Source organism: Pseudomonas sp. RL_5y_Pfl2_73 (genome assembly GCF_963970515.1).
Classification (GTDB): Bacteria; Pseudomonadota; Gammaproteobacteria; order Pseudomonadales; family Pseudomonadaceae; genus Aquipseudomonas.
This window is the reverse complement of record NZ_CAXAPD010000034.1, coordinates 1-21,139: the sequence shown is the minus strand read 5'-3', so window position 1 is coordinate 21,139 and position 21,139 is coordinate 1. Positions and strand designations below refer to the sequence as shown.

14 protein-coding genes and 1 pseudogene are annotated in these 21,139 nt (G+C 57.3%); 9 read left to right on the top strand and 6 right to left on the bottom strand.

The window, feature by feature from the left end; translation table 11 throughout:
* The first annotated feature begins 282 nt into the window (after positions 1-282).
* The 4 genes from AACY42_RS24735 to AACY42_RS24720 all read left to right on the top strand — a co-directional run bounded on the left by AACY42_RS24735 (position 283) and on the right by AACY42_RS24720 (position 6,514).
* Positions 283-1,200: an autotransporter outer membrane beta-barrel domain-containing protein gene (locus AACY42_RS24735; RefSeq protein WP_339482939.1), complete on the top strand. Its 918-nt coding sequence runs from the start codon at positions 283-285 to the stop codon at positions 1,198-1,200.
* 287 nt (positions 1,201-1,487) lie between these two features.
* Entirely contained in the window at positions 1,488-3,113 is a 1,626-nt protein-coding gene (locus tag AACY42_RS24730; RefSeq protein WP_339482938.1) for an NADP-dependent glyceraldehyde-3-phosphate dehydrogenase, read from the top strand.
* A 169-nt stretch (positions 3,114-3,282) separates the two neighbouring features.
* Positions 3,283-5,211, top strand: a complete 1,929-nt coding sequence (locus tag AACY42_RS24725) for a hypothetical protein (RefSeq protein ID WP_339482936.1) — start codon at positions 3,283-3,285, stop codon at positions 5,209-5,211.
* Between the two features lie 85 nt (positions 5,212-5,296).
* Complete coding sequence (locus AACY42_RS24720; protein ID WP_339482935.1) at positions 5,297-6,514, top strand: hypothetical protein; 1,218 nt, start codon at positions 5,297-5,299, stop codon at positions 6,512-6,514.
* On the opposite strand, the gene AACY42_RS24715 is transcribed toward AACY42_RS24720, so the two are convergent.
* Positions 6,515-7,408 carry a DMT family transporter gene (locus AACY42_RS24715; RefSeq protein WP_339482933.1) on the bottom strand — a complete coding sequence of 298 codons (894 nt, stop codon included), beginning with the start codon at positions 7,406-7,408 and terminating at the stop codon, positions 6,515-6,517.
* Between the two features lie 133 nt (positions 7,409-7,541).
* Here AACY42_RS24715 and AACY42_RS24710 point away from each other — a divergent pair, with 133 nt between their 5' ends.
* Entirely contained in the window at positions 7,542-7,979 is a 438-nt protein-coding gene (locus AACY42_RS24710) for an Lrp/AsnC family transcriptional regulator (protein ID WP_339482931.1), read from the top strand.
* 234 nt (positions 7,980-8,213) lie between these two features.
* Here AACY42_RS24710 and AACY42_RS24705 read toward each other — a convergent pair whose 3' ends face one another.
* A complete protein-coding gene (locus AACY42_RS24705) occupies positions 8,214-10,700 on the bottom strand; it encodes a UvrD-helicase domain-containing protein (RefSeq protein WP_339482929.1) in 2,487 nt (828 codons plus the stop codon).
* A gap of 238 nt (positions 10,701-10,938) precedes the next feature.
* On the opposite strand from AACY42_RS24705, the gene AACY42_RS24700 reads away from it, so the two are divergent.
* Complete coding sequence (locus tag AACY42_RS24700; protein WP_339482927.1) at positions 10,939-11,634, top strand: pirin family protein; 696 nt, start codon at positions 10,939-10,941, stop codon at positions 11,632-11,634.
* A 147-nt stretch (positions 11,635-11,781) separates the two neighbouring features.
* Here the strand turns inward: AACY42_RS24700 and pgm are convergent, their stop codons facing one another.
* The 4 genes from pgm to AACY42_RS24680 form a co-directional block, all read right to left on the bottom strand.
* A complete protein-coding gene (gene pgm, locus AACY42_RS24695) occupies positions 11,782-13,428 on the bottom strand; it encodes a phosphoglucomutase (alpha-D-glucose-1,6-bisphosphate-dependent) (protein ID WP_339482926.1) in 1,647 nt (548 codons plus the stop codon).
* Between the two features lie 91 nt (positions 13,429-13,519).
* A complete protein-coding gene (locus AACY42_RS24690) occupies positions 13,520-14,917 on the bottom strand; it encodes a PLP-dependent aminotransferase family protein (protein WP_339482925.1) in 1,398 nt (465 codons plus the stop codon).
* 96 nt (positions 14,918-15,013) lie between these two features.
* The gene (locus tag AACY42_RS24685; RefSeq protein ID WP_339482924.1) at positions 15,014-16,504 is read right to left on the bottom strand and encodes a hypothetical protein; all 1,491 of its coding nucleotides are present in this window, start codon (positions 16,502-16,504) and stop codon (positions 15,014-15,016) included.
* Positions 16,505-17,182: 678 nt separating this feature from the next.
* Entirely contained in the window at positions 17,183-18,208 is a 1,026-nt protein-coding gene (locus AACY42_RS24680; protein ID WP_339482923.1) for a zinc-dependent alcohol dehydrogenase family protein, read from the bottom strand.
* A gap of 255 nt (positions 18,209-18,463) precedes the next feature.
* Between AACY42_RS24680 and AACY42_RS24675 the strand changes: the two genes are divergently transcribed.
* From AACY42_RS24675 to AACY42_RS24665, 3 genes and pseudogenes are all read left to right on the top strand, one after another.
* Entirely contained in the window at positions 18,464-19,378 is a 915-nt protein-coding gene (locus AACY42_RS24675; RefSeq protein WP_339482922.1) for a LysR family transcriptional regulator, read from the top strand.
* A gap of 153 nt (positions 19,379-19,531) precedes the next feature.
* A pseudogene (locus AACY42_RS24670) lies at positions 19,532-20,395 on the top strand (tyrosine-type recombinase/integrase); the annotation flags it as partial.
* 62 nt (positions 20,396-20,457) lie between these two features.
* The coding region (locus AACY42_RS24665) for an IS5 family transposase (RefSeq protein ID WP_339482920.1) at positions 20,458-21,139 on the top strand (682 nt) is incomplete at its 3' end.

Sequence of the window (21,139 nt, the reverse complement as noted above, 5' to 3'; positions counted from 1 at the left end):
CGATGATTTGACGCCCAAATTTTTTCCTAATTAACCAATTTAAATCAGCGCTTTATTGACGCTAATTTCATATTGCCATTCATCGTTCATTTTCTTGACGCGCCGCCATCGGTCTTCTTGACTACACCGTACTACCCCCGGAAATACAGTCAGGGGCAGGCCTCTGGAACCCGCCAAAGACGGGCCGCCAGAGGCTTGCCTCAATCCATTCGGTCGCCCCTCATTCGGGGTAGGAGAGACGCCAAAAAGCGAGAAACGCATGCGATTGCAAGGCAGGCCCCCATGAAAACCTCCCTCCGTCTACAAGGTATCTCCACCGCCACCTTCCACACCCTCTCCTCTTCGTTGTTACTGCTTTCATCCATAGAAGTACAGGCCTGGCCTGGCGAAGAGGCAGTGCAGCCCTGGTATGGGCGAGCGCAGTCCAGCAACCTCACTGCCGCAGCCATCGGCAGCGACCCCGCCTCCGGCAAGAGTCCCGCCTTGTTCACATTGCGAAACGACAGCGGCCATACCCAGCGTATGGGCCTGATCAGTGGACAGAACCAGATTATTTCAACAGGCAGCGGCCTGCTGGTGACACCTGCGATGGCCGAACCGGGCAAAGATGCCCTGAACCTGAAAGGCTCGAGCCTTGGCGCATATTGGAGCCTGACCGGCCCCGCAGGCTGGCACGTGGACCTGAGCGCCAGCGGCGGCCGGGTCAATGGCTACAGCCGCACCGAACAAGGCCAGCGCCAGGCCACCGAAGGCAATGCGGTGACGCTGTCGGTCGAAGGTGGCTTTCCGATTGGCATCGGGACCCACTGGGTCGTCGAACCCCAGGCCCAACTGATCAATCAACGCATCAGCCTCGATACACCGAATGCCGAAAGCGGCACTGGCAACGAACTGAGCAGCTGGAGCGGCCGTGTCGGTGCACGACTCAAAGGCAATTACCGAGTCAACAGCCTCGGCATGGAGCCCTATGTGCGTACCAACCTATGGCACACCGTGCAGAACACCGATACCGTGTCCCTGGATAAGGTCGACAAGATCAGCAGCAGCCGAAAATCCTCCACCGTCGAAGTCGGCCTGGGCCTGGTGGCCCGGGTCACGCCGGCGGTAAGCCTGTATTTCAGCGCCGACTACAGCAGTGACGTCGACGACAACGATCTCAACGGCATCATTACCAGCATGGGAGTCAAGATGCGCTGGTGACGCCGACGCTGTAATCGATGCCCCCGCATGGAGCTATGTAGGAGCCATGTAGGAGCTGTCGAGTGCAACGAGGCTGCGATCTTTCCCCAGACACTTGAATCTCAAGCGAAAGATCAAGATCAAGATCAAGATCAAAAAGATCGCAGCCTTCGGCAGCGCCCACATAAGCCTGGCGCAGGCAATCTGCCGCCACTTAAAAAACACCTCCATTAAGGCGTATAACGCTAAAAGCGTTTTATACCTGCAAGCCGTCTGCCCCTGGCTCATTTCATTGATGGAGTAACGACATGACCAAAGCCCCCTTCCTCGCCAATCTGTTTCCCAGCGCCGCCGACATCCCGGACGCCTACCGCCTCGAAGGCCGGATCGAACAGCGCGAATACCTGGTCGACGGTGTTCTGGAAACCTGGCAAGGGCCACTGGCCGTCGTCCGCAGCCCCGTTTACCTGGCGGGTGAGCTGGGCGATGAGCAAGTGATTCTCGGCAGCACGCCGTTGCTGGACGCCGAGACCGCCCTCACCGCCCTGGACGCTGCCGTGCGGGCTTATGATCGCGGCCAGGGCCTGTGGCCCACGATGCGCGTCGTCGAGCGCATCCGCCATGTGGAAACCTTCCTGGCACGCATGCGCGAGCAGCGCGAGGCCGTGGTCAAGTTGCTGATGTGGGAAATCGGCAAGAACCTCAAGGATTCCCAGAAGGAATTCGACCGCACCTGCGACTACATCGTCGACACCATCAACGCCCTTAAGGAACTGGACCGCCGCTCCAGCCGTTTCGAACTGGAACAGGACACCCTCGGGCAGATCCGCCGCGTCCCCCTGGGCGTGGCCTTGTGCATGGGACCTTACAACTATCCGCTGAACGAAACCTTCACCACACTGATCCCGGCCTTGATCATGGGCAACACGGTGGTGTTCAAGCCGGCCAAGCTCGGCGTTCTGCTGGTGCGGCCGTTGCTCGAAGCCTTCCGCGACAGCTTCCCGGCAGGCGTGATCAACGTGATCTACGGCAGCGGCCGTGAAACCGTCAGTGCGCTGATGGCCAGCGGCAAGATCGACATCTTCGCCTTTATCGGTACCAACAAGGCGGCCAGTGACCTGAAGAAACTCCACCCGCGCCCGCACCGCTTGCGCGCCGCCCTGGGGCTGGATGCGAAAAACCCCGGGCTGGTGCTGCCGGACGTGGACCTGGACAACGCGGTCAGCGAGGCATTGACCGGCTCGCTGTCATTCAACGGCCAACGCTGCACGGCGCTGAAAATCCTGTTTGTCCATGAAGATGTGGCGCCGGCATTCATCGAGAAATTCAACGCCAAGCTTGCCAGCCTCAAACCTGGCATGCCTTGGGAAGACGGTGTGGCACTGACGCCATTGCCCGAGACGGGAAAAGTCGGCTACCTGCATGCGCTGGTCGCCGATGCGCTCGCCAAGGGTGCAGAAGTGAAGAATGCCCACGGGGGCGAATCACGAAGCTCGTTCTTCTACCCGGCGGTGCTGTACCCGGTGAACACGGCGATGCGGGTCTACCACGAAGAACAGTTCGGCCCAGTCGTGCCCATCGTGCCGTACCGCGACCTCAATACCGTGGTCGATTACGTGCTGGAGTCCGACTTCGGCCAGCAACTCAGCATCTTCGGCACTAACCCGGCACAAGTCGGCAAACTGGTGGACACCTTCGCCAACCAGGTCGGCCGCATCAACATCAACGCCCAATGCCAGCGTGGCCCGGACACGTTCCCGTTCAATGGCCGGAAGAATTCGGCCGAGGGCACCTTGTCGGTGCACGATGCGCTACGTACTTTTTCCATCCGCACGCTGGTGGCAACCAAGTTCCAGGACAGCAACAAGGCGTTGATCAGCGACATTATCCGAGAGCGGGATTCCAACTTCCTGACCACTGATTATATATTTTGACAAACACCATCGTGCAATAGCCGGATAAATTTCGGCTATTCAAACCTTCGCCACGAATGAAATATTTGATTTCGAAGAATATTCCTACATAAAAATAGGCTGGCCAAATCGACCCATGTTATTAAAATGGTGACCGCAATTAAAAGCCCCAACCCATGAAGAATGACAAATGCCCAGAATCTTTGCATCAAGCGTACCAACACCTCCCTCTGAAAAAGAACTTTCCGCTGTAATCACCTGCAACACATTATCGAGCGAACTACGTAGGGCAACCAACCAGAGCAACGCCAAATTAGTGCTATCCCCCCCTTTTAAAAAAGCACTTGACGAACGCAATTTCGCAGAGATCAGAGAAACAATCTATCCCAACCCCAGCCTGAAAAACACCATTCTCGCGCGGTTTACCAATTCCTCCTCCTTGCCTAATAGATTTCAAGCCATCAATGATCTAGCTCCGCAAGAAGTTGGTAACTACAAACAACTATCCAATTCAAACTCAATTGAGCGCATTCGAGCCAACCTTCTCTCGCTCATCGATAAAGACTTGAAAGCACCCTTTGAATTAGTATTGAAAGAGTGGGCAGTTTTTGGCATATCGGTCACTGAAGTCGATACCCCCACCTATGCTAGATTCAAGAAGTTCTATGACGAAAAAATGTCCGAGCATGCCATACGAAAGGACGACTACAGCAAGCTCGACTTCGCCGCGCAAAATATAAAACCCTGCATCGCAGATAATCGCTGCTTGGACGCCAAGCTAACGCCACTTCAAATTTTCAGGGCTGCCTACCAGCTTGGTGAAGAACCGGCCGTCTCAAACTTTCGATTCATGGAAAACCCACCCAGCAAAGGTGACGGCAAATATAGAGAGTGGATGTACCACTTCGACAATAGTAACTATGACGCAGAATTTAAACTGATTACCACCCGTAGAAGCAACACCTGTGAAGCCAATGACGAACAGTGCCTGGCCGCCTTTCCCTATGACACCACAAAATCCATCCGATATACCCAAAGCGAAGCCGCTACGAAATTTCCAACACTGGAAAACCTTGAGCGAGAATTCCGTGGGGTACCCGGTGCATGTTATGTGGTCATAAAAAACCCCGGTGGCATTCCACTGGAAACCGGTATTCGAACCGAAATGATCCCACATCACCGTTCAGCGAGTGATGAAAAAGGACATGAGTCGAGAAGTTCCGAGCTGATGACACTCCATTCAGTGGGTCGCTGCAAACCGTTTCTCAGCGAGAAAGAATTAGCGCAAGAAGAACACCTTACGCCATTGCAACGCTTCGTGCTAGGCGATTTCAAAAATGTCGAGCCAGGCGTTTTCATGGAGCGCCTAGCCAGCGAGAAAAAAATTCTTAACGACCAAGTACGGAGCCTGATCACTGAAACGAAAATCAAGTCTCTCGACAGCCTGACAATTGCCAAATTTTCTATAGATGGCACCACTATCATAGATCGTGCGCAGTTCGATCAGCAGATCAATACGTACGAAAATCTGCCAGAGCTTCCTGACAAACTCCCACTTTTGACACGAGACAACTACTCGCTAGAAACAATATCTAGAATTGTCCCGGCGATGATGAACTACGACCAGAATGCAGCCCTCAAACCAGACTGTTCGGAAAATGATGCTTTCCCCGCGCGCACCGAACTAAGAGAAAGAGCAAAGAGCGCCTTTCTTACCCCACTAGAACGGGACTTTGGAAGCATAAAATCCGACATCAATCCTTCCCGTGATCTCCTGACACCCGACCGACTCATCGACATAGCACAAAAAATCCATATTTTCTACAACGATTACATTGAACAGCAACCGGAAGCCATGCAGTCAAAGGCCACCATCGAGCTGTATAAAAGCCGAGCCGCCCTAGCGAAAGAATATACAGAGCAATTGCCTACAAGGGCCACAACAGATGAAACCCACCAAACGCTCTGCCTGTTTCTTTATTACATGATTGAAGACCTTAACAATATTACCGATGCTGAAGCCACCACACCAAAACTGAAACAAATCCGAGAAGAAAGAGTACGAATACTGCAGCACTTCGTAGCTCACCGCACAATTGGCGATAGCCAAAAAGGTTGACAACAACCCCCGCAGTGCATTAAAGAACTATATAACTTCATATAAGCCCGACGTCTTGATCGTCACTCCACCGCAATAGGCTCTTATGCTACTTAATAATAATTACAGACTGACGATAGTAGATTTTATTCCACTCAAACCAGCCGATCAGCCCCATTCAACGCAGTTGAACCGACAGAAAGAAACAGGCATCGTCATTCTTGACGACGTGCGAGGAAGTGGCCCTAGCAGCATTGAAAAAATGACACAGCCTCTTGCCACGCCTGACGAGGATGGCTACTCTCCTTACATGATAGATCTACTAGGCCGCACGACGACCTTGGCTTTCGCTGAGCGAACACTTCAGATGTCAAGAAAACGAATGTTGGACTCGCTTGGCATTGACGACAGTGCGAAACCAAAACGCCAAGCCAGACTATTTTCCGATCACATCAATATCTCAAGATTCTACACTTCTACGCCCATAGCACTCACCCTTAATGGCGATCCCTTTATCGAGCAAGAGCCAACAAGCCCATACTTCAGGGACCAACGGATCATTACCCCAGACTTCAGAATCTATCGGCGCGACGAAAAAAATCAAGAGATAAACTTAATACGCTGCCGTACGCACGACGACAGTGCGATAGGGTTCGACCCAGCGCCAATTGAACAGCTCAAATCATATAACGACATCGTCTATAAAAACGAACAGCTCATGCGCGCCTCCGGACAACTATCAAACAAGGCGCGCTATTTTATCGAGATGATTGAATATTTGGCACAAAAAAATATTCCGGGCGACTTCATTGTACAAAACCCACTCGAAAGCAGCAGCGATCAAGCTACAGCGCATTTCCAATATATCCCGAACCACGTGCCGCTGCCCTTATTCTCCAGGCTGCCCCAGTGCTTCGATGATTCACCGATTCAGTTTCTTGACTGGTATTTACCAACATTAGCGGCGCGCCTGGACCTGGATCAAAACGATTGGCAAAAAAAAATTAACGCCTTACAGCAGGACTGCCAAGAGCTTTTAAGCGATGAACAGATCAGCACCACACCTCTATTCAGAATGTCAGAAAAAAGAAGCGTTGATATCTATCTGATTTTTAAAAAAAACTGCTCCACTAAATGGACAATGACAACAGAAGAGACCGGCCATGCCCCTGGATGGCTAGAGTCCTGCGGCATCTTTGTTACCGGCAGCCCCAAAGCTGCGATATTCGAAAGCAAAGGAGCACAAAACTACTATGCGACTTATAGTGTAGGGGTCGAAAAAATTGACACGATTAAACAAAAACTGACCGAGTGTTCTGACTGATTACAGCGGAGCCGGTCGCCGAAACGTCAGAGCCCAGCCCTGTTGCATGCCGGCAGCCGCCAGCAGGATCGCCGCCACGCCCAACCATTGCAGCGGCTCCAGGCGATGGCCAAAGGCGAACCAGTCGACGAAGATCGCCGCGATCGGATAGATGAACGACAACGCACCGGTCAATGCAGTCGGCAAGCGTTGTATGGCGCTGTACAGCAACACATACATCACGCCGGTGTGCACCATGCCCAGGGTCAGCAGGCTGGCCCAGGCTTCGGTTTGCTGCGGCAACGCCGAGAAGTTCGCCCAGGGCGCCAACAGCAACACGCCGGTGCTGACCTGGATCAGCGCGATCAGATGAGGCGGCGTGCCGGTCAGACGCTTGATGATCAACGCCGCGATGGCGTACAGCAATGCGGCCCCCAGCGCCAAGGCAATGCCCAGCAGATAGTCGCCGCCGCCCTGCCCTTGCTCACCATGGGCACTGACGATGGCCAGCATTCCGAGAAACGACACCGCCAGCCAGAACAGCTTCTGCGCGGTGATTTTTTCCCCCAGGAACAACGCCGCCAGCCCCACTAACATGAACGGCTGGACGTTGTACACCGCCGTGCCGATGGCAATCGAGGCGCGGGAATAAGAGGCAAACAACAACACCCAGTTGCCGACGATCGCCACACCGCTGAGTACCGTCAGCAGGAAGGTGGTACGGGTGAGAATGCCGGGGCGCAAAAAGCCGAAACCGGCGCAGATCAGCAGCAAGGTCACGGCGCCGAACACGCAGCGCCAGAACACCACATCCAGCACCGGCAGGCCGGAAACCAGCACGAACCAACCAATGGTTCCGGAGATCAGCATGGCGGCAGTCATTTCCAGCGAACCGCGGCGTAAGGTCTTGTCCATCTTCAGGCTCCATCAGCAAGTAGGCACAGTATGCCGAGCCGACGGGAGGCTTCTCCATGGTTTGGAAAAGGCTAAACTGGACTTTCACCTTTTTTATCAAGGCAACTTCACACATTCGCCTAATGGAGTTGAAATGACAGACGACATTGACCAGATCCTCATCAGCGCCCTGATGGAGGACTCCCGACGCTCCCTCAAGGCCCTGGCAAACCTCAGTGGCCTGTCCTCCCCCAGTGTCGCCGAGCGCCTTCGTCGACTCGAAGAACGTGGCGTGCTTAGGAGCTATACCGTCGAGGTGGACCCCAAGTGCTTCGGCTATCAACTCCAGGCCATCGTGCGCATCCGCCCGCTGCCGGGGCAGTTGCAGGAAGTGGAACGGCAGATCCAGGCCATCGCGCAATTCACCGAATGCGACAAGGTGACCGGCGACGACTGCTTCATCGCCCGCCTGCACGTGCGCTCGATGGAACAGCTGGATACCCTGCTGGATAAGCTCAATGTCCACGCCGAGACCAATACGGCCATCGTCAAGAAGACGCCCGTCAAGCGGCGCTTGCCACCGATGGCGTAGGCCTTTGCCTCCTTGGTGAGCCCGCGGATACCACTGGGGCCATAATGTGACGCACTCCTTGGCGCCCGCCAAGTGGGCGCGATCAGGTCTGGCTCTGGCAGCCGGGTGGGAACGTTATCAAGGGAGTATGGCGAAGATTTCGCGCGGTGATCGACCGATCAACCGCATGCCGACCTTGGTAATGCAATCCCTTGCCATAGGCGTGGATCATTTATTCAAAGGTGCCATCATGTTTCAGGCTGTTTGCCGGCCATTGGCCACACTCCGGCGATGATCAGCAAAAAAGGGCTTGTCCCCGACAATACGATCCGAGGCCTTGGGCCCGTTGGTCGCCTGGCCGTCCTGACCATCGACGTACCAGTAACAGTGCTGCACCGCACGCGTGATACCCACATACGCCAGGCGCAGGATTTCGTCCTTTTGCGCCGAGTCGTAAGGGGCGGCATCACCGTCCTGGCCCAACCCCGCCATTCGATAGACCTGGTTCTTGTAGGGTGAACTGCTCAGGTGCTGGCAGTCGCCGAGCAGGAACACTGCATCGGCCTGGAGCCCCTTGGCGCTGTGGTAAGTCATTTGCCTGAGCCGCCGGGCCTCGTACGGCAAGCTAGAATCCACATTAACTGTTGACTGAATATACTTTTCTATCAATATCTTATCGCTGCTTTTTCGATACAGCATCAAGATCGAATCGCCCTTGCGGTAATGCTCATCCAGTCGCCGCGCCAGCCCTTCGTCGTCTCGATCCAACACATTGACCGGGATCGGTGCGCGAGACACGCCACTGGCCTTGGCCTTCTTACCAGGGATAGCCGCAGCGGCGCGAACAATATGCTCGGCCGCATCGATGATGTGCTGGTGGCTGCGGTAGTTGTCTGTGAGCATGACCCGGGTCGTTGTCGGCGACGGGAATTGCTTGTTGAATGCCATGAAATAGCTCGGTGAACTGCCGCGCCAGCCATAGATCGATTGCCAATCGTCCCCTACACACAACAATGAAGAGCGCTGGGCGCCGCGGCCAACGTGCATCGCGGGACCACGGCTGCGTATTTCCCGAAGACTGGCGCGCAGCCAGGAGACGATCTGCGGCGACACGTCCTGGAATTCGTCGATCATCAGGTGCGAAAGCGGCCTGAGCAACGCATCCCCCAACAACTTGAAATTTTCTGGCGAGTGCTCGCTGAACAGCGCGAACATGCGGTTGTAGGTCATGACCGGCGGCGATTGGTCGAGCAAATGGTCTTCGAATGCCCGCCAGTAGCGACTCAGTGCCTCGAAGAAATACCGATCGGGGTCATCCTGGGCAAAGGACATCCGACCCACGGCATCCGGGACGTCCAGGCCCAGGTTCTCGATAAAGCCCGCCGCCGCGACAAAACAGTCCAGTAGAGGCGCTGAGCCCAGCTCGCCCTTGACCTTGTAGTCGAACCCAGGCCCGGCGCTGGCGTCGCCCGCCAATGATGCTAATACACGTTTTGATGCGTCATAACTTTCCAGCCATATCAGTGGTTTACGGCAGAAAGCTTGAAACAATGTGCGTTTTACGGCCCATTCCGCGCGGATGCTCAGCTTGGCGCTGGGACGACTGAGCCGGGCGTCTTCCCGTGGATCGAACCCCAGCATCACCCAGGCATCCAGGGAAGGCGCGTAACCATGGCAGTGGAAGGTCGAACCATTGATTTCGAACGTTTGTCGTTTCGGTTCGATACCCTTGATCGGCCAGGCACCGGCGCGCAACCACAGGTCTTCAACCGCGTCGCACAATGCTTCGTCGCGCTGGGCTGCCAGCTCGGTCACGGCGACGCGCTTTTGCACATCCGGGTGATCGCGCTCCAGCGCCTTGAGCTGCAGCGCGTGGCGGGACAACGGCAGGATCAACTCACGGAAACGCGTGTCACACTGGTAAAGGTTGTAATAACAGGCATTGAGTTGCTGGCGCTGGGCGTCGTTGATGCGCAAGTCAAAAGGGTTGCCCTGGGCATCATCGTCACCCGCCTCGGCGCGGTGACTCAGGGTCTCGAAGGCTTGGAGCCGTTCGAACCCGGGCAGGCTGCGGACCATGGGCAAGATGCGTGAATGGAATGTCCGCACCAAATCACGGGCTTCCTTGAGGCTGACGGTTCGCCCCCACAGGGCAAACACTTCGATCAGTTTCTGGATGAAGTCCTTGCGCGACTCCCGGGTGAACGTCACCACGGTCATCGAGCCCAGTTCAAAACCCAGGTAATGGGACAACAGCACAATGCGCAGCACCAGGGTGGTGGATTTGCCCGCCCCGGCCCCGGCGACCACCGAGGTCGAGGGCGTATCGCTGAAAATCATCTTCCATTGCGCAGCACTCGGTTGTGCATGCGCCGGCAGCAATCGGGCGACATCTGCCTTGATGCGTTTCTTCAACTCGGCGGTCAGCGGCAGGCGCCAGTCATCGAACAGCAGATCATCGACCTGCGGTGCCGGATGCTCTGTGCTGCGCGAATCACGGATCAACAGGACCTGACGGCCCTCCTCAAGCCCTTCGGCCCGGCCTTCCTTGTAGCCGTAGTCAAAACCAGCGGTATGACCGCTGCGAAAACCGTCGGCCTGGCCATGCAACCAGGAGGCGCGATGCTGAGCTCGCAGGCGTGTCAGGCCATGGCCGAAGAACCGGGCGGCCAGGCGTTTGAACAGTGGCATCTGGGCCAGGGATAGAAGTTCGGGGGGAAGATCGGGAGTGTGTTGCGTCACGCTGGGGACTCCGGTGTTCATGAACCATGACGGCTATGGTGTCTGTATTTGCCGCCGGGTTCCACCCAAAAGCTTTTAAGTCATGGGTTTAGGCGATGAAGTGAAAGTTGGCTCACGGTTTTATATCTAAATAGACAATAGCTTTGACGCGTTTTTTACGCTTTTTATCGATGTTTTCCTTGGCGAAAATAACCCCATCAACCATCGCTTTCGCTGCTCAGCGGAAAAGGACACGAACATGCTCGAACTCAGGCCCTTCGCCACCTTGGGCGCCGCCAACCACGGCTGGTTGGATGCCCGCCACCATTTTTCGTTCGCCGAGTATTACGACTCACGGCGCATGAACTGGGGCAACTTGCGGGTCTGGAACGATGATGTCATCGCCCCCGGTAGTGGTTTTCCCCAGCACCCGCACCGGGACATGGAAATCATCACCTATGTGCGCGAAGGCGCGATCAGCCACCAGGACAATCTGGGTAACAAGGGCCGTACGCAGGCCGGTGATGTACAGGTCATGAGTGCGGGCACCGGAATTGCCCATAGCGAATACAACTTGGAATCGACGGCCACCCGCATCTTCCAGATATGGATCATCCCCAACGAAGAAGGCCTGGCACCGTCATGGGGCGCCAAGCCGTTTCCCAAGCACTCGCGCGAAGGCTTCGTGACCTTGGCCAGTGGCAAGGCCGGCGATGACCAAAGCCTGCGCATTCGCGCCGACGCACGGCTGGTAGCGGCCAATCTCAAGGCGGGTGAAAGTGCGGAGTATAGGCTGGACGCCGCACGTCGAGCTTACCTTGTGCCTGCCACAGGGCTTATAGAAATCAATGGGTTGCGCGTACAAGCTCGAGACGGTGTTGCGATTGAAGATGAACGGATATTGCGGGTAACCGCCATTGAAGACAGCGAAATCGTGCTCGTCGACCTCGCTTGATGGGTCTTGTGGTGAGGGGAACTTGCGGGGGAGCAAAGCTTGCTCGCGAAACGGGCTTCGATTTAGAGACTGCATCGCCTGGATCGCGGGCAAGCCTTATTCCCACATAGTCCTCTGGCTACATTAGGACAAGGCTTGCCAACGGTGTCACTGGCTGGTGATAGCCCCATCCACCAACGTTTGCGCCTCAGCCACCAGTTGCTTGAGGTGTGCATCACCAATGAAGCTTTCGGCGTAGATCTTGTAGATATCCTCGGTCCCGGACGGGCGTGCCGCAAACCAGCCGTTTTCGGTCATGACCTTCAGGCCGCCAATGGCCTGGTCATTGCCCGGGGCATGACTGAGGATATTCTGGATCTTCTCCCCGGCCAGTTCGGTGGAGGCCACCTGATCGGGCGACAGCTTGCTCAACAGCGCCTTCTGTTGTGGACTGGCCTTGGCATCGACGCGTACCGAGAACGGTTCGCCCAGCTCATCAGTCAACGCGCGGTACGCCTGGCTCGGGTCGCGACCGGTGCGTGCCGTCATTTCAGCGGCCAACAGCGCCGGGATCAGGCCATCCTTGTCGGTACTCCAAACGCCGCCGTCCTTGCGCAGGAACGAAGCACCGGCACTTTCTTCGCCGCCAAAACCGAGCGAGCCATCGAACAGGCCGTCGGCAAACCATTTGAAGCCCACCGGCACTTCATAGAGGCGGCGACCCAAGCGCTTGGCCACGCGATCGATCAGCCCGCTGCTGACCACCGTCTTGCCCACGGCGGCATCGGCACGCCATTGCGGGCGATTCTGGAACAGGTAGTCAATTGACACCGCCAGGTAGTTGTTCGGCGCCAACAGGCCGCCAGACGGCGTCACGATGCCATGGCGGTCATGGTCCGGGTCGCAGGCAAAGGCCACGTCGAAACGATCCTTGAGGCCAATCAACCCTTGCATCGCATGGCTGGAGGACGGGTCCATGCGGATCTGCCCGTCCCAGTCGACGGTCATGAAGCGGAAAGTGGAATCCACATGAGTGTTCACCACTTCCAGGTCCAGGCGGTACTGCTCGGCAATGGCCGGCCAGTAGCGCACGCCTGCGCCACCCAATGGGTCGACGCCCAAATGCAGCCCGGCGGCGCGGATGGCATCGAAATCGATGACATTGATCAGGTCCGCCACGTAGGTGTTGATGTAGTCGTGACGGTGGGTGGTGTCGGCCTTCAGGGCTTGCTCGTAGCTGATGCGCTTAACGCCGGCGAGCTGGTTGGCCAGCAGTTCGTTGGCCTTGGCTTCGATCCATTTGGTGATGTGGGTATCGGCCGGGCCACCGTTGGTAGGGTTGTACTTGTAGCCGCCACTTTGCGGTGGGTTGTGGGACGGCGTGATGACGATACCGTCCGCCAGGCTCGAGGTGCGGCCACGGTTGTAGCAGAGAATGGCGTGGGAAACCGCCGGTGTCGGGGTGTATTCATCGCCCTCGGCGATCATTACGGTGACACCGTTGGCCGCGAATACTTCCAGAGCGCTGGCACCGGCCGGGGTCGACAGCGCGTGGGTGTCGATACCAACGAACAGTGGCCCGTTGATGCCCTGGGCTTCGCGGTACAGGCAGATCGCCTGACTGATGGCCAACACGTGCCACTCGTTGAAGCCCAGGTCGAAGGAGCTGCCACGGTGCCCGGAGGTACCAAAAGCCACGCGCTGGGTTGCAACCGAGGCATCGGGTCGGCCGGTGTAATAGGCCGTCACCAGTCGCGGGATATCGATCAACAACTCTGCCGGTGCTGGCTGGCCCGCAAATGGACTGACTGTCATGCAAAACCTCTGAGTGGAGTGGCTCGATAGATGGAGTGCAGTTTACTGACAGTTCGACCATGGCGCGATGGGTTCGATCCACTGCCGCCACTTACGATTGTTCGAGCCTCAAGGCATCGGCCAGCGCGCAGAGCGCAGCGTCCATGTCCTGTGGCCCGTTCAGGGCATGGGTCAGGCGCATATGTTGTGCATACAGGCCCTGGAGGCTGAACAACTCCCCCGGCGCGATGACGATTCGCTGGGCCAGCAGTCGATGGAAGACCCGTCGCAAGTCGACCCGTCGCGTCGACTGCACCCAGATCGTTGCGCCACCCTGGGGTTCTGCCCATTGCAGGCTGTCCCCCAGCCGCTCGCGCAGCAATTGTGTGGTCGAAACCGCACTTTCGCGCAGCAGGCGGCGCAACACCAGCAAGTGCTGGTCGATCCGACCGTTGCTGTACAACCGGGCGATGGCTTTCTGGCGAATCGGCGACAAGCGAAACGCACGCAACAGGAAATGTCGTTGCAGGTGCAGAGTCAACTGGCGTGACAACACGTAGCCATACGGTGCCTCTGGACCAATGGTTTTTTCGAACGTCGAATAGACGATCAGCCGGTCCGGGTCGAGCAAGTCTCGAAAAGGCGTCACCCTTGCCTCGAACGCCAAGTCTGTATGGCTGTCGTTCTCCAGCACCCAAATCCCCTGCCGCTCCAGCAATTGCGCGATGGCACGGCGGTTCTCTTCAGGAACGAGCGTCCCCCTCGGCATGTTCAAGACCGACGACACCACCACCAGGCGTACCGTTTCGTTCACCAGCAGTTGTTCCAGTTGCTCGACATTGAGCTCGCCGCCTGCCAGCAGTGGCAGCTCGATGACGTTCACCTCCGCCGCCTGCAGCAGGCGCAACACCGCCCAGTCGCAGGGCGACTCGATCAGCACTGCAGCCCCCCTGAGCGCCAGTACCGCGATCAGGATCTCCAGGACGCCCCGCAGGTCGGCGCCAATGTAGACGTCATCGGCATTCCAGCAGCGGGCCGGCGAAGACGTGTAGCGAGCCGCCAGCGCGGCGCGAAGCTCCAGCTCGCCCCAAGGTTGCGAGGGCGTCTGCGAGGAGCGTGGATACTGGCGCAGCAGTTCGCGTTCGAGCAGCAACAGCGGGCTGTCCAATGGCTGCATCGACGCCGGTTCGTCCGCACTGAGCACCCGCATCCCTGGACGTCGAGCATTGACGTACAGGGTCTCGAGCAAATCGTCACTGCCGTCCAGAGTGGCCATGCTGGGCACTGGCAGCGCGTAGTAACCGGACTTGGCGATCGAATACACCCGCCCTTCCTTTTCCAGCAACGAATACGCGTACTGAATAGTCGATATCGACACGTTCAGACGTTCAGCCAGTTGCCGCAATGACGGCAGACGAACCCGTGCATCAACTTCCAGCTCGTTGATCAGCGTGGTCAGGTAGCGATAAACCGCCTGGTAGGCGAAGTCTGTTTCCCGGCAACCTTTCATCGGCTCAGGCCAGGGCAGCGGGTCGCAACCGGCCCAGTCACAACGCCGGGTACAAGGACTGGGGACGAGGTAGATGAGTCCGTCAAACCTCGCTCCTCAATGCCTTGCCGAGCGTTCATGCAGCCCATCGGCAGGCGACCCGGCTTCTGCAGTGTCGACGCCGTCAATGGCCTGCCGCAGATCGGCGCCCGGGGCAATTTCCGGCTGTTCCGGCAGTGAGATGCACGCCCGGTACAGCTTGCCGAGGATGTCGATGGGCAGGCCGCTGACATCGACCATCCACTGCGCAACCTGATCGGCGACGGTCGCGCCCTGCATGGCGTTGTGCAGGTCCGGCATCGCCACCAGCATGCCGGGATGGCAGCAACGCAGAAAATGCTCCAGGCCCGAGCCCTGGCCCACGAAGGGAGCGAACAGCATGCACACCAGTTGCGTTTCGCTGAGCCCCAGGATCTTTTGCGCTTCAAGGGCCGCATAGGCACGACGTTCGAGAATCGACAACGGTGACCCGAACAGCGCCCGAGCCTGTTCGCAGGCGTGTTCCGGCAGTTGCTTGCGATGCATGATCATGATCGCCCGCTGCGCGTAGTCCCCGTATCCCGTTTCATAACTGCGTCCGTGCACGTAGCAGGCCTGCAGACCATGCAAATGGGCCGACAATAACGGGCTGAGGTATTCGTTTTCAGGCGCCGATGGGACAAGCCCCTCGGTCTGCACCCGCAGGAACTCGTTGAAGAGCGGCCAGTTGGTTCCCTCCGAGCGATCGACGATCAGGTCGTCAATGCCGACGTGGCCCACTCGTCGACAGGCCTCGAAGTGACCCTCGGGTCTCCAGGCATCGAGGCGCTCCGGCCCATAGAAATGCCGGTAGACATCACCGCCCAGGGTATCGAGATGGGCAAAGAGGTTGTCGAAGCTGCAGGCGTACTCGGTCAGCAGGCCGATCTTGCGAGTCGCGCGGCGAAGGCCCGATATGAATTGTTTTTGCTGGCGCGGTGTATCGCTGCTGACCAACGAATCCACGCCCGATTCCCAGCGGGCCATGTGCCGATAGAATTCGGCCATCGCCAGGTAGCCGTCGTCCCCAATCTCCAAGGGGCTGTCGACCGCACGAAGGTGTCCCAGGACCAGCAGGTCCATGCGATTGGCGTCGTGCCCCGCCGCCGATAAGGGCTGCCGGTGATTGAACGGCAACACCTCGCGGTTATCCGCCATCAGCAATTCGACCCGGGGATCATCGTAGACAAACAGCGCGCTGTAGCAGCGGTGGATGTTTTCCAACGTCGCCTGGGTGGTTTCGCTCAAGCGTGGCGTGGCGACGCGCAAGGTGAAGGTCACCGGATGTCGCCCCGCGATACTCAGCTGTGCGGCCCGCAAGGCGGTCAACACATAAAAACTTTCCCTGCTCCCGTTCTGGACCGTCAACACGCGATAATCGCCAATCCGCTCGATGCCTCCGGCGGCGACAATTAAACGCTGGATCAAAAGCTGCAACGCGGTACGTTCTGCCCGGGAATAAAAACCTAACAGTCGTTGCAGTATCTGTTGATACACGTGAGTCATTGCCTGCTCATGAATTGCACTCATAGCCATTTACCTGGAAATTCAACTATCGGCGTCGCACCCGCACCAACGTGACCGAGCGACGTATTGGTCTAGAGGGTTTTTCTAGTACTCAAAGAGTATTAGCAATACGCTCAAGCAGTGCTTGTCGTAATTATTTGATACATATACTGAGAGTCAGCTCGCGCCCCATCGCGCTCCGGCCAGAGGCCGCGAAAACAGAGGGGTTAACCGACCGAGCGGCACGTCCTAGGAGAATTCCGACAACGTCCCACAGACAATGAGTACGACAAACAAAGAACTTGCCGAACTTTAATTGGTTCTCTACCCCGCCCTGTTTCTCCCAAGGTCGATAGATAGCCCCGCACCCATTAACGTTGATTACCCCTTGAATGCATCTTGAAGGATGAAGACCTTCGAAAAAGTTATACCGCACCACGATTTCTTCCTTGATATGGAAATCAGCGTTCAATTATCAAGACTTAAACAATGATTAGAAGATACAGATTGAGGGCAAAAACCAGTTCAGATGTTGGCTGACAGACCGTTTCAGTCTTGAGCGAACCGGGACAGGCCATTCAAGGCACGAAAGGTGAGGTACGAACGCAGCACCGCCAGGCAGGAGGAGCCGTAAGAAAGGATGGGGTGTCAGGGCGAAGGCAGCGCAAGAGCCCGGACGATGACTCTTGCGCAAGACAGGGTTCAGGCCGGGTCGACGACCTGAAGAGCAACACGTTCACGGCAAGGGCATTCGCCCATGTAACGGTGAGCCTCAACAAACTCGGAGAACGGGAAGACCCGAGTCTTGAGCGGCAACAGCACATGGTCGGCGGTCAGTTGATTGATATCGCGCAGTGCTCGTAGCAACGCCACCTGATCCTGGAGAATGCCCAGTTCCGGCTTGCCAGTGAAATTGCCGATGCAGTGCACAAAGAACTGAATGTTCTTCTGGAACGCCGCGCAGGCTGGAAACGGCGTCTGGTTGCCGCCCTGTAAGCCATACAGCACCAGGCTGCCCCGCGGCGCCAGCACATCACCCAGCAGCGACATCTGCGGCCCGCCGAGGCCGTCGAATACTACATCGACGCCACGGTTGTCGGTGAACTTATTGATTTGCATCAGCAAGTCCTGCTCTTCGGTGACGATGACCTTCTCGGCGCCCAACGACAACAGATACTCACGCTCGTCAGCCGTCTTGGTGGCCGCGATCACCCGCACACCCAGGGCCTTGCCCAGCTGTACGAAGGAAGGACCGGCGCAATGACTGGCATCAGTGACCAGGGCGAATTGCCCCGGCTTGACCCGCGCCAGGTCCATGTAGGCGAAATACGCGATCAGCAGCGGCGTGTAATGCACAGCGGCTTCAATCGGGCTGAGCGCGTCGGGATAACGGGTCAGTGCGGTGCGTGGCAGCACGATGACTTCACCGTACACCGGATAATCGTTCGGGCTCTCGGCCGGGAAGCTGGCGACCTTGTCGCCCACGGCCAAGTCATCGACGCCGTCACCGACGGCCGTCACCACGCCGGCCATTTCATGGCCCAGGCCCGAAGGCAGGCGCGCCTGGGACGACGCCAGGTTCTGGCGCCACAAGATGTCGTACCAACTGATGCCGATCGCTTCGACGCGGACCTGCACTTCTCCTGGCGCAGGAAGAGCCGCCGCATGCTCTTCGCATTTGAGCACCTCGGCACCACCAAACTTGTGAAAACGGATCGTGCGGGACATCGCAAACCTCGTCAAAGTAACCCTAATGCCATGAACTCTATCCGGGGTTTGTACCCAAGACCATCAGTGGCTATTAATAGTCGACATGCCTGTCATTGATTCCGCAGTCAGAAAACCAACCAATCCTGTAGGACTTAACCTAAGAAAACTCAATTAGCCGGTGCAGAGTACCAGCCTTTCCCCGTAAGATTCACGCCGGCCATTGTTCCCATATGGCCGCTCACGTCAAGCTTGCCGAATCTGCCAGGACTCCAGATGAATCGTAATGACCTGCGGCGTGTCGATCTGAACCTGTTGATCGTGTTCGAAACATTGATGCATGAACGCAGTGTGACTCGCGCGGCCGAGAAGCTGTTCCTGGGCCAACCGGCCATCAGCGCCGCGCTGTCGCGCCTGCGCAGCCTGTTCGATGACCCATTGTTCGTACGTACCGGCCGCAGCATGGAGCCTTCAGCCCGGGCGGTCGAGATCTTCGCCCTGCTCTCCCCGGCCCTGGATTCGATTTCCACGGCGGTCAGCCGCGCGGCGGAATTTGACCCGGCCACCAGCACCTCGGTGTTTCGCATTGGCCTGTCGGACGACGCCGAATTCGCCCTGCTGCCGATGCTGCTCAAGCGCCTGCGGGCCGAAGCGCCCGGCATTGTGCTGGTGGTGCGCCGGGTCAACTACATTCTGATGCCCGGTTTGCTGGCGTCCGGTGAAATCTCCATCGGCGTCAGCTACACCGACGACCTGCCGGCCAACGCCAAACGCAAGATCTTGCGCCGCAGCTTGCCCAAAGTGTTGCGGGCCGACACCGCGCCGGGCCGACTGACCCTGGACGAGTTCTGCGCACGCCCCCATGCCTTGGTGTCCTTCGCGGGTGACTTGAGCGGCTTCATCGATGAGGAGCTGGCGAAACTCGACCGCAAGCGCCACGTGGTGCTGGCCGTACCGCAATTCAACGGCCTGAGCACCCTGCTGGCGGGCACCGACATCATCGCCACCGTACCCGACTACACCGCCGACGCGCTGACCGCCGCCGGCGGCGTACGCGCCGAAGACCCGCCCATACCGGTGCGCAGCTTCGAACTGCACATGGCCTGGCGCGGCTCCCAGGACAACGACCCTGGGGAGCGCTGGTTGCGTTCGCGGATTCAGATGTTTTTTGGGGACCCCGATAGCTTGTAATGGAGTTCTAGTGAGGTCTATAAAACTGTTTTATAACAAGGACTTATTGTTAATTTCAGTCCATTGCCGTCTGTCTAAATCCAATGGATTCCACGACTCATGGGGGCATAATTGGGGGCAAATTTCGGTTCCTTGAAAAGGATGCCCCCACCGATGCCCCCAGATAATACGGTCGTTTTCAAACGAAAACTCAGCGATGCCTTAATCCGCTCCCTGACCGAACCCGGCAAACACGCCGATGGCGAAGTCCCTGGCCTCTACTTGGAGGTCAGGGCGTCGAGCAAGGTCGGCAAATCCCCTTCCAAGGTTTGGCGATTGAAGTATCGACTGCATGGTAAGGAAAACCGATTCTCCATCGGTGCTTACCCCGACATTGGTCTCAAGGAGGCGCGCGACATTGCCCGCGGCGCACGCCGCGACGTGGCTAACCAAACCGCACCTCTCAAGGCCAAGACCGCCAAGATCGAAGCACACCTGCTCAACGAAGTGCGCACCTTCGAATACGTAGCCAAGCAATGGTTGGCGTTCAAGTCTGCCGAACTTGTGACCAAATCCATCTCGGGGTTTAACGGAGCGCTGAACAACCACATCTTGCCCGCAATCGGTAAAAAACCGGTCAGCGAGATCAAACTGGAGCACATCACTACAATCATTACGGAGTTGCGCCGCCAGCGCACCATGGCCATGGCCCGGCGCGTGCGTACCATCATCCGTGCAGTCCTGGGCTTTGCCGAGGGGCGCGGATGGGTGGAACGCAATGTGGCGCTTAGCAACATTGAAGAGTTGAAGATCCGCCATGTCGTGACCAGCAACCCAGCGATCGAAAGGCCAGCGGACCTGGGCAGATTTCTTCTGCGTCTGGATGACTGCAACGACGGCAGCGTTGCCGTCGCAATGCGCCTGCTGGTCATGTTGCCGGTCCGCCCAGGCGAACTGGTGCAGATGCGCTGGGAAGATGTCGACTTGGTGGGCGCCGATTGGCGTTATGTGGTGAGCAAGACCAAACATCTAGGGAAACTCTGAAAAAGACTTCCTGATTTGGCAAGATCACCGGACACCAGTCGCCGAGCTTTTCAATGATGAAACAGATGACCTTCGCCGACGCCGAGTACGCCGGCAAACGCAAGCAGACCCGTAAGGAGTTGTTCCTGATCGAGATGGATCATGTAGTGCCCTGGAAGGGCTTGATTGCCTTGATCGAGCCGCACTATCCGAAGGGCGAAGGTGGTCGTCCGGCCTATCCGCTGATGGCGATGCTGCGTGTGCACCTGATGCAAAACTGGTTCGGCTACAGTGATCCTGCGATGGAAGAAGCACTGTATGAGACGACCATCCTGCGTCAGTTTTCCGGTCTGAGCCTGGAGCGAATTCCGGACGAAACCACCATTCTCAATTTCCGTCGGCTGCTGGAAAAACACGAGCTGGCGAACGGAATTCTCAGTGTGATCAATGGTTATCTGGGCGATCGTGGTCTGTCGTTGCGTCAAGGGACCATCGTCGATGCCACGCTGATTCATGCGCCCAGTTCTACCAAGAACAAAGATGGAAAGCGCGATCCTGAGATGCATCAGACCAAGAAAGGCAACCAATACTACTTCGGTGCCAAAGCCCACATCGGTGTCGACGATGAGTCAGGCCTGGTGCACAGCGTGGTGGTCACGGCGGCCAATGTGGCCGACGTCACGCAGGTCGACAAACTGCTGCATGGCGAGGAAAACGTGGTCTGCGCCGATGCCGGTTATACCGGGGTCGAGAAGCGCG

Excerpts from the sequence above, each read along its gene's own strand:
- AACY42_RS24735 (WP_339482939.1), top strand. The coding sequence starts at position 283 with ATGAAAACCTCCCTCCGTCTACAAGGTATCTCCACCGCCACCTTCCAC.
- AACY42_RS24730 (WP_339482938.1), top strand. The coding sequence starts at position 1,488 with ATGACCAAAGCCCCCTTCCTCGCCAATCTGTTTCCCAGCGCCGCCGAC.
- AACY42_RS24725 (WP_339482936.1), top strand. The coding sequence starts at position 3,283 with ATGCCCAGAATCTTTGCATCAAGCGTACCAACACCTCCCTCTGAAAAA.
- AACY42_RS24720 (WP_339482935.1), top strand. The coding sequence starts at position 5,297 with ATGCTACTTAATAATAATTACAGACTGACGATAGTAGATTTTATTCCA.
- AACY42_RS24715 (WP_339482933.1), bottom strand. The coding sequence starts at position 7,408 with ATGGACAAGACCTTACGCCGCGGTTCGCTGGAAATGACTGCCGCCATG.
- AACY42_RS24710 (WP_339482931.1), top strand. The coding sequence starts at position 7,542 with ATGACAGACGACATTGACCAGATCCTCATCAGCGCCCTGATGGAGGAC.
- AACY42_RS24700 (WP_339482927.1), top strand. The coding sequence starts at position 10,939 with ATGCTCGAACTCAGGCCCTTCGCCACCTTGGGCGCCGCCAACCACGGC.
- pgm (WP_339482926.1), bottom strand. The coding sequence starts at position 13,428 with ATGACAGTCAGTCCATTTGCGGGCCAGCCAGCACCGGCAGAGTTGTTG.
- AACY42_RS24690 (WP_339482925.1), bottom strand. The coding sequence starts at position 14,917 with ATGAAAGGTTGCCGGGAAACAGACTTCGCCTACCAGGCGGTTTATCGC.
- AACY42_RS24685 (WP_339482924.1), bottom strand. The coding sequence starts at position 16,504 with ATGAGTGCAATTCATGAGCAGGCAATGACTCACGTGTATCAACAGATA.
- AACY42_RS24680 (WP_339482923.1), bottom strand. The coding sequence starts at position 18,208 with ATGTCCCGCACGATCCGTTTTCACAAGTTTGGTGGTGCCGAGGTGCTC.
- AACY42_RS24675 (WP_339482922.1), top strand. The coding sequence starts at position 18,464 with ATGAATCGTAATGACCTGCGGCGTGTCGATCTGAACCTGTTGATCGTG.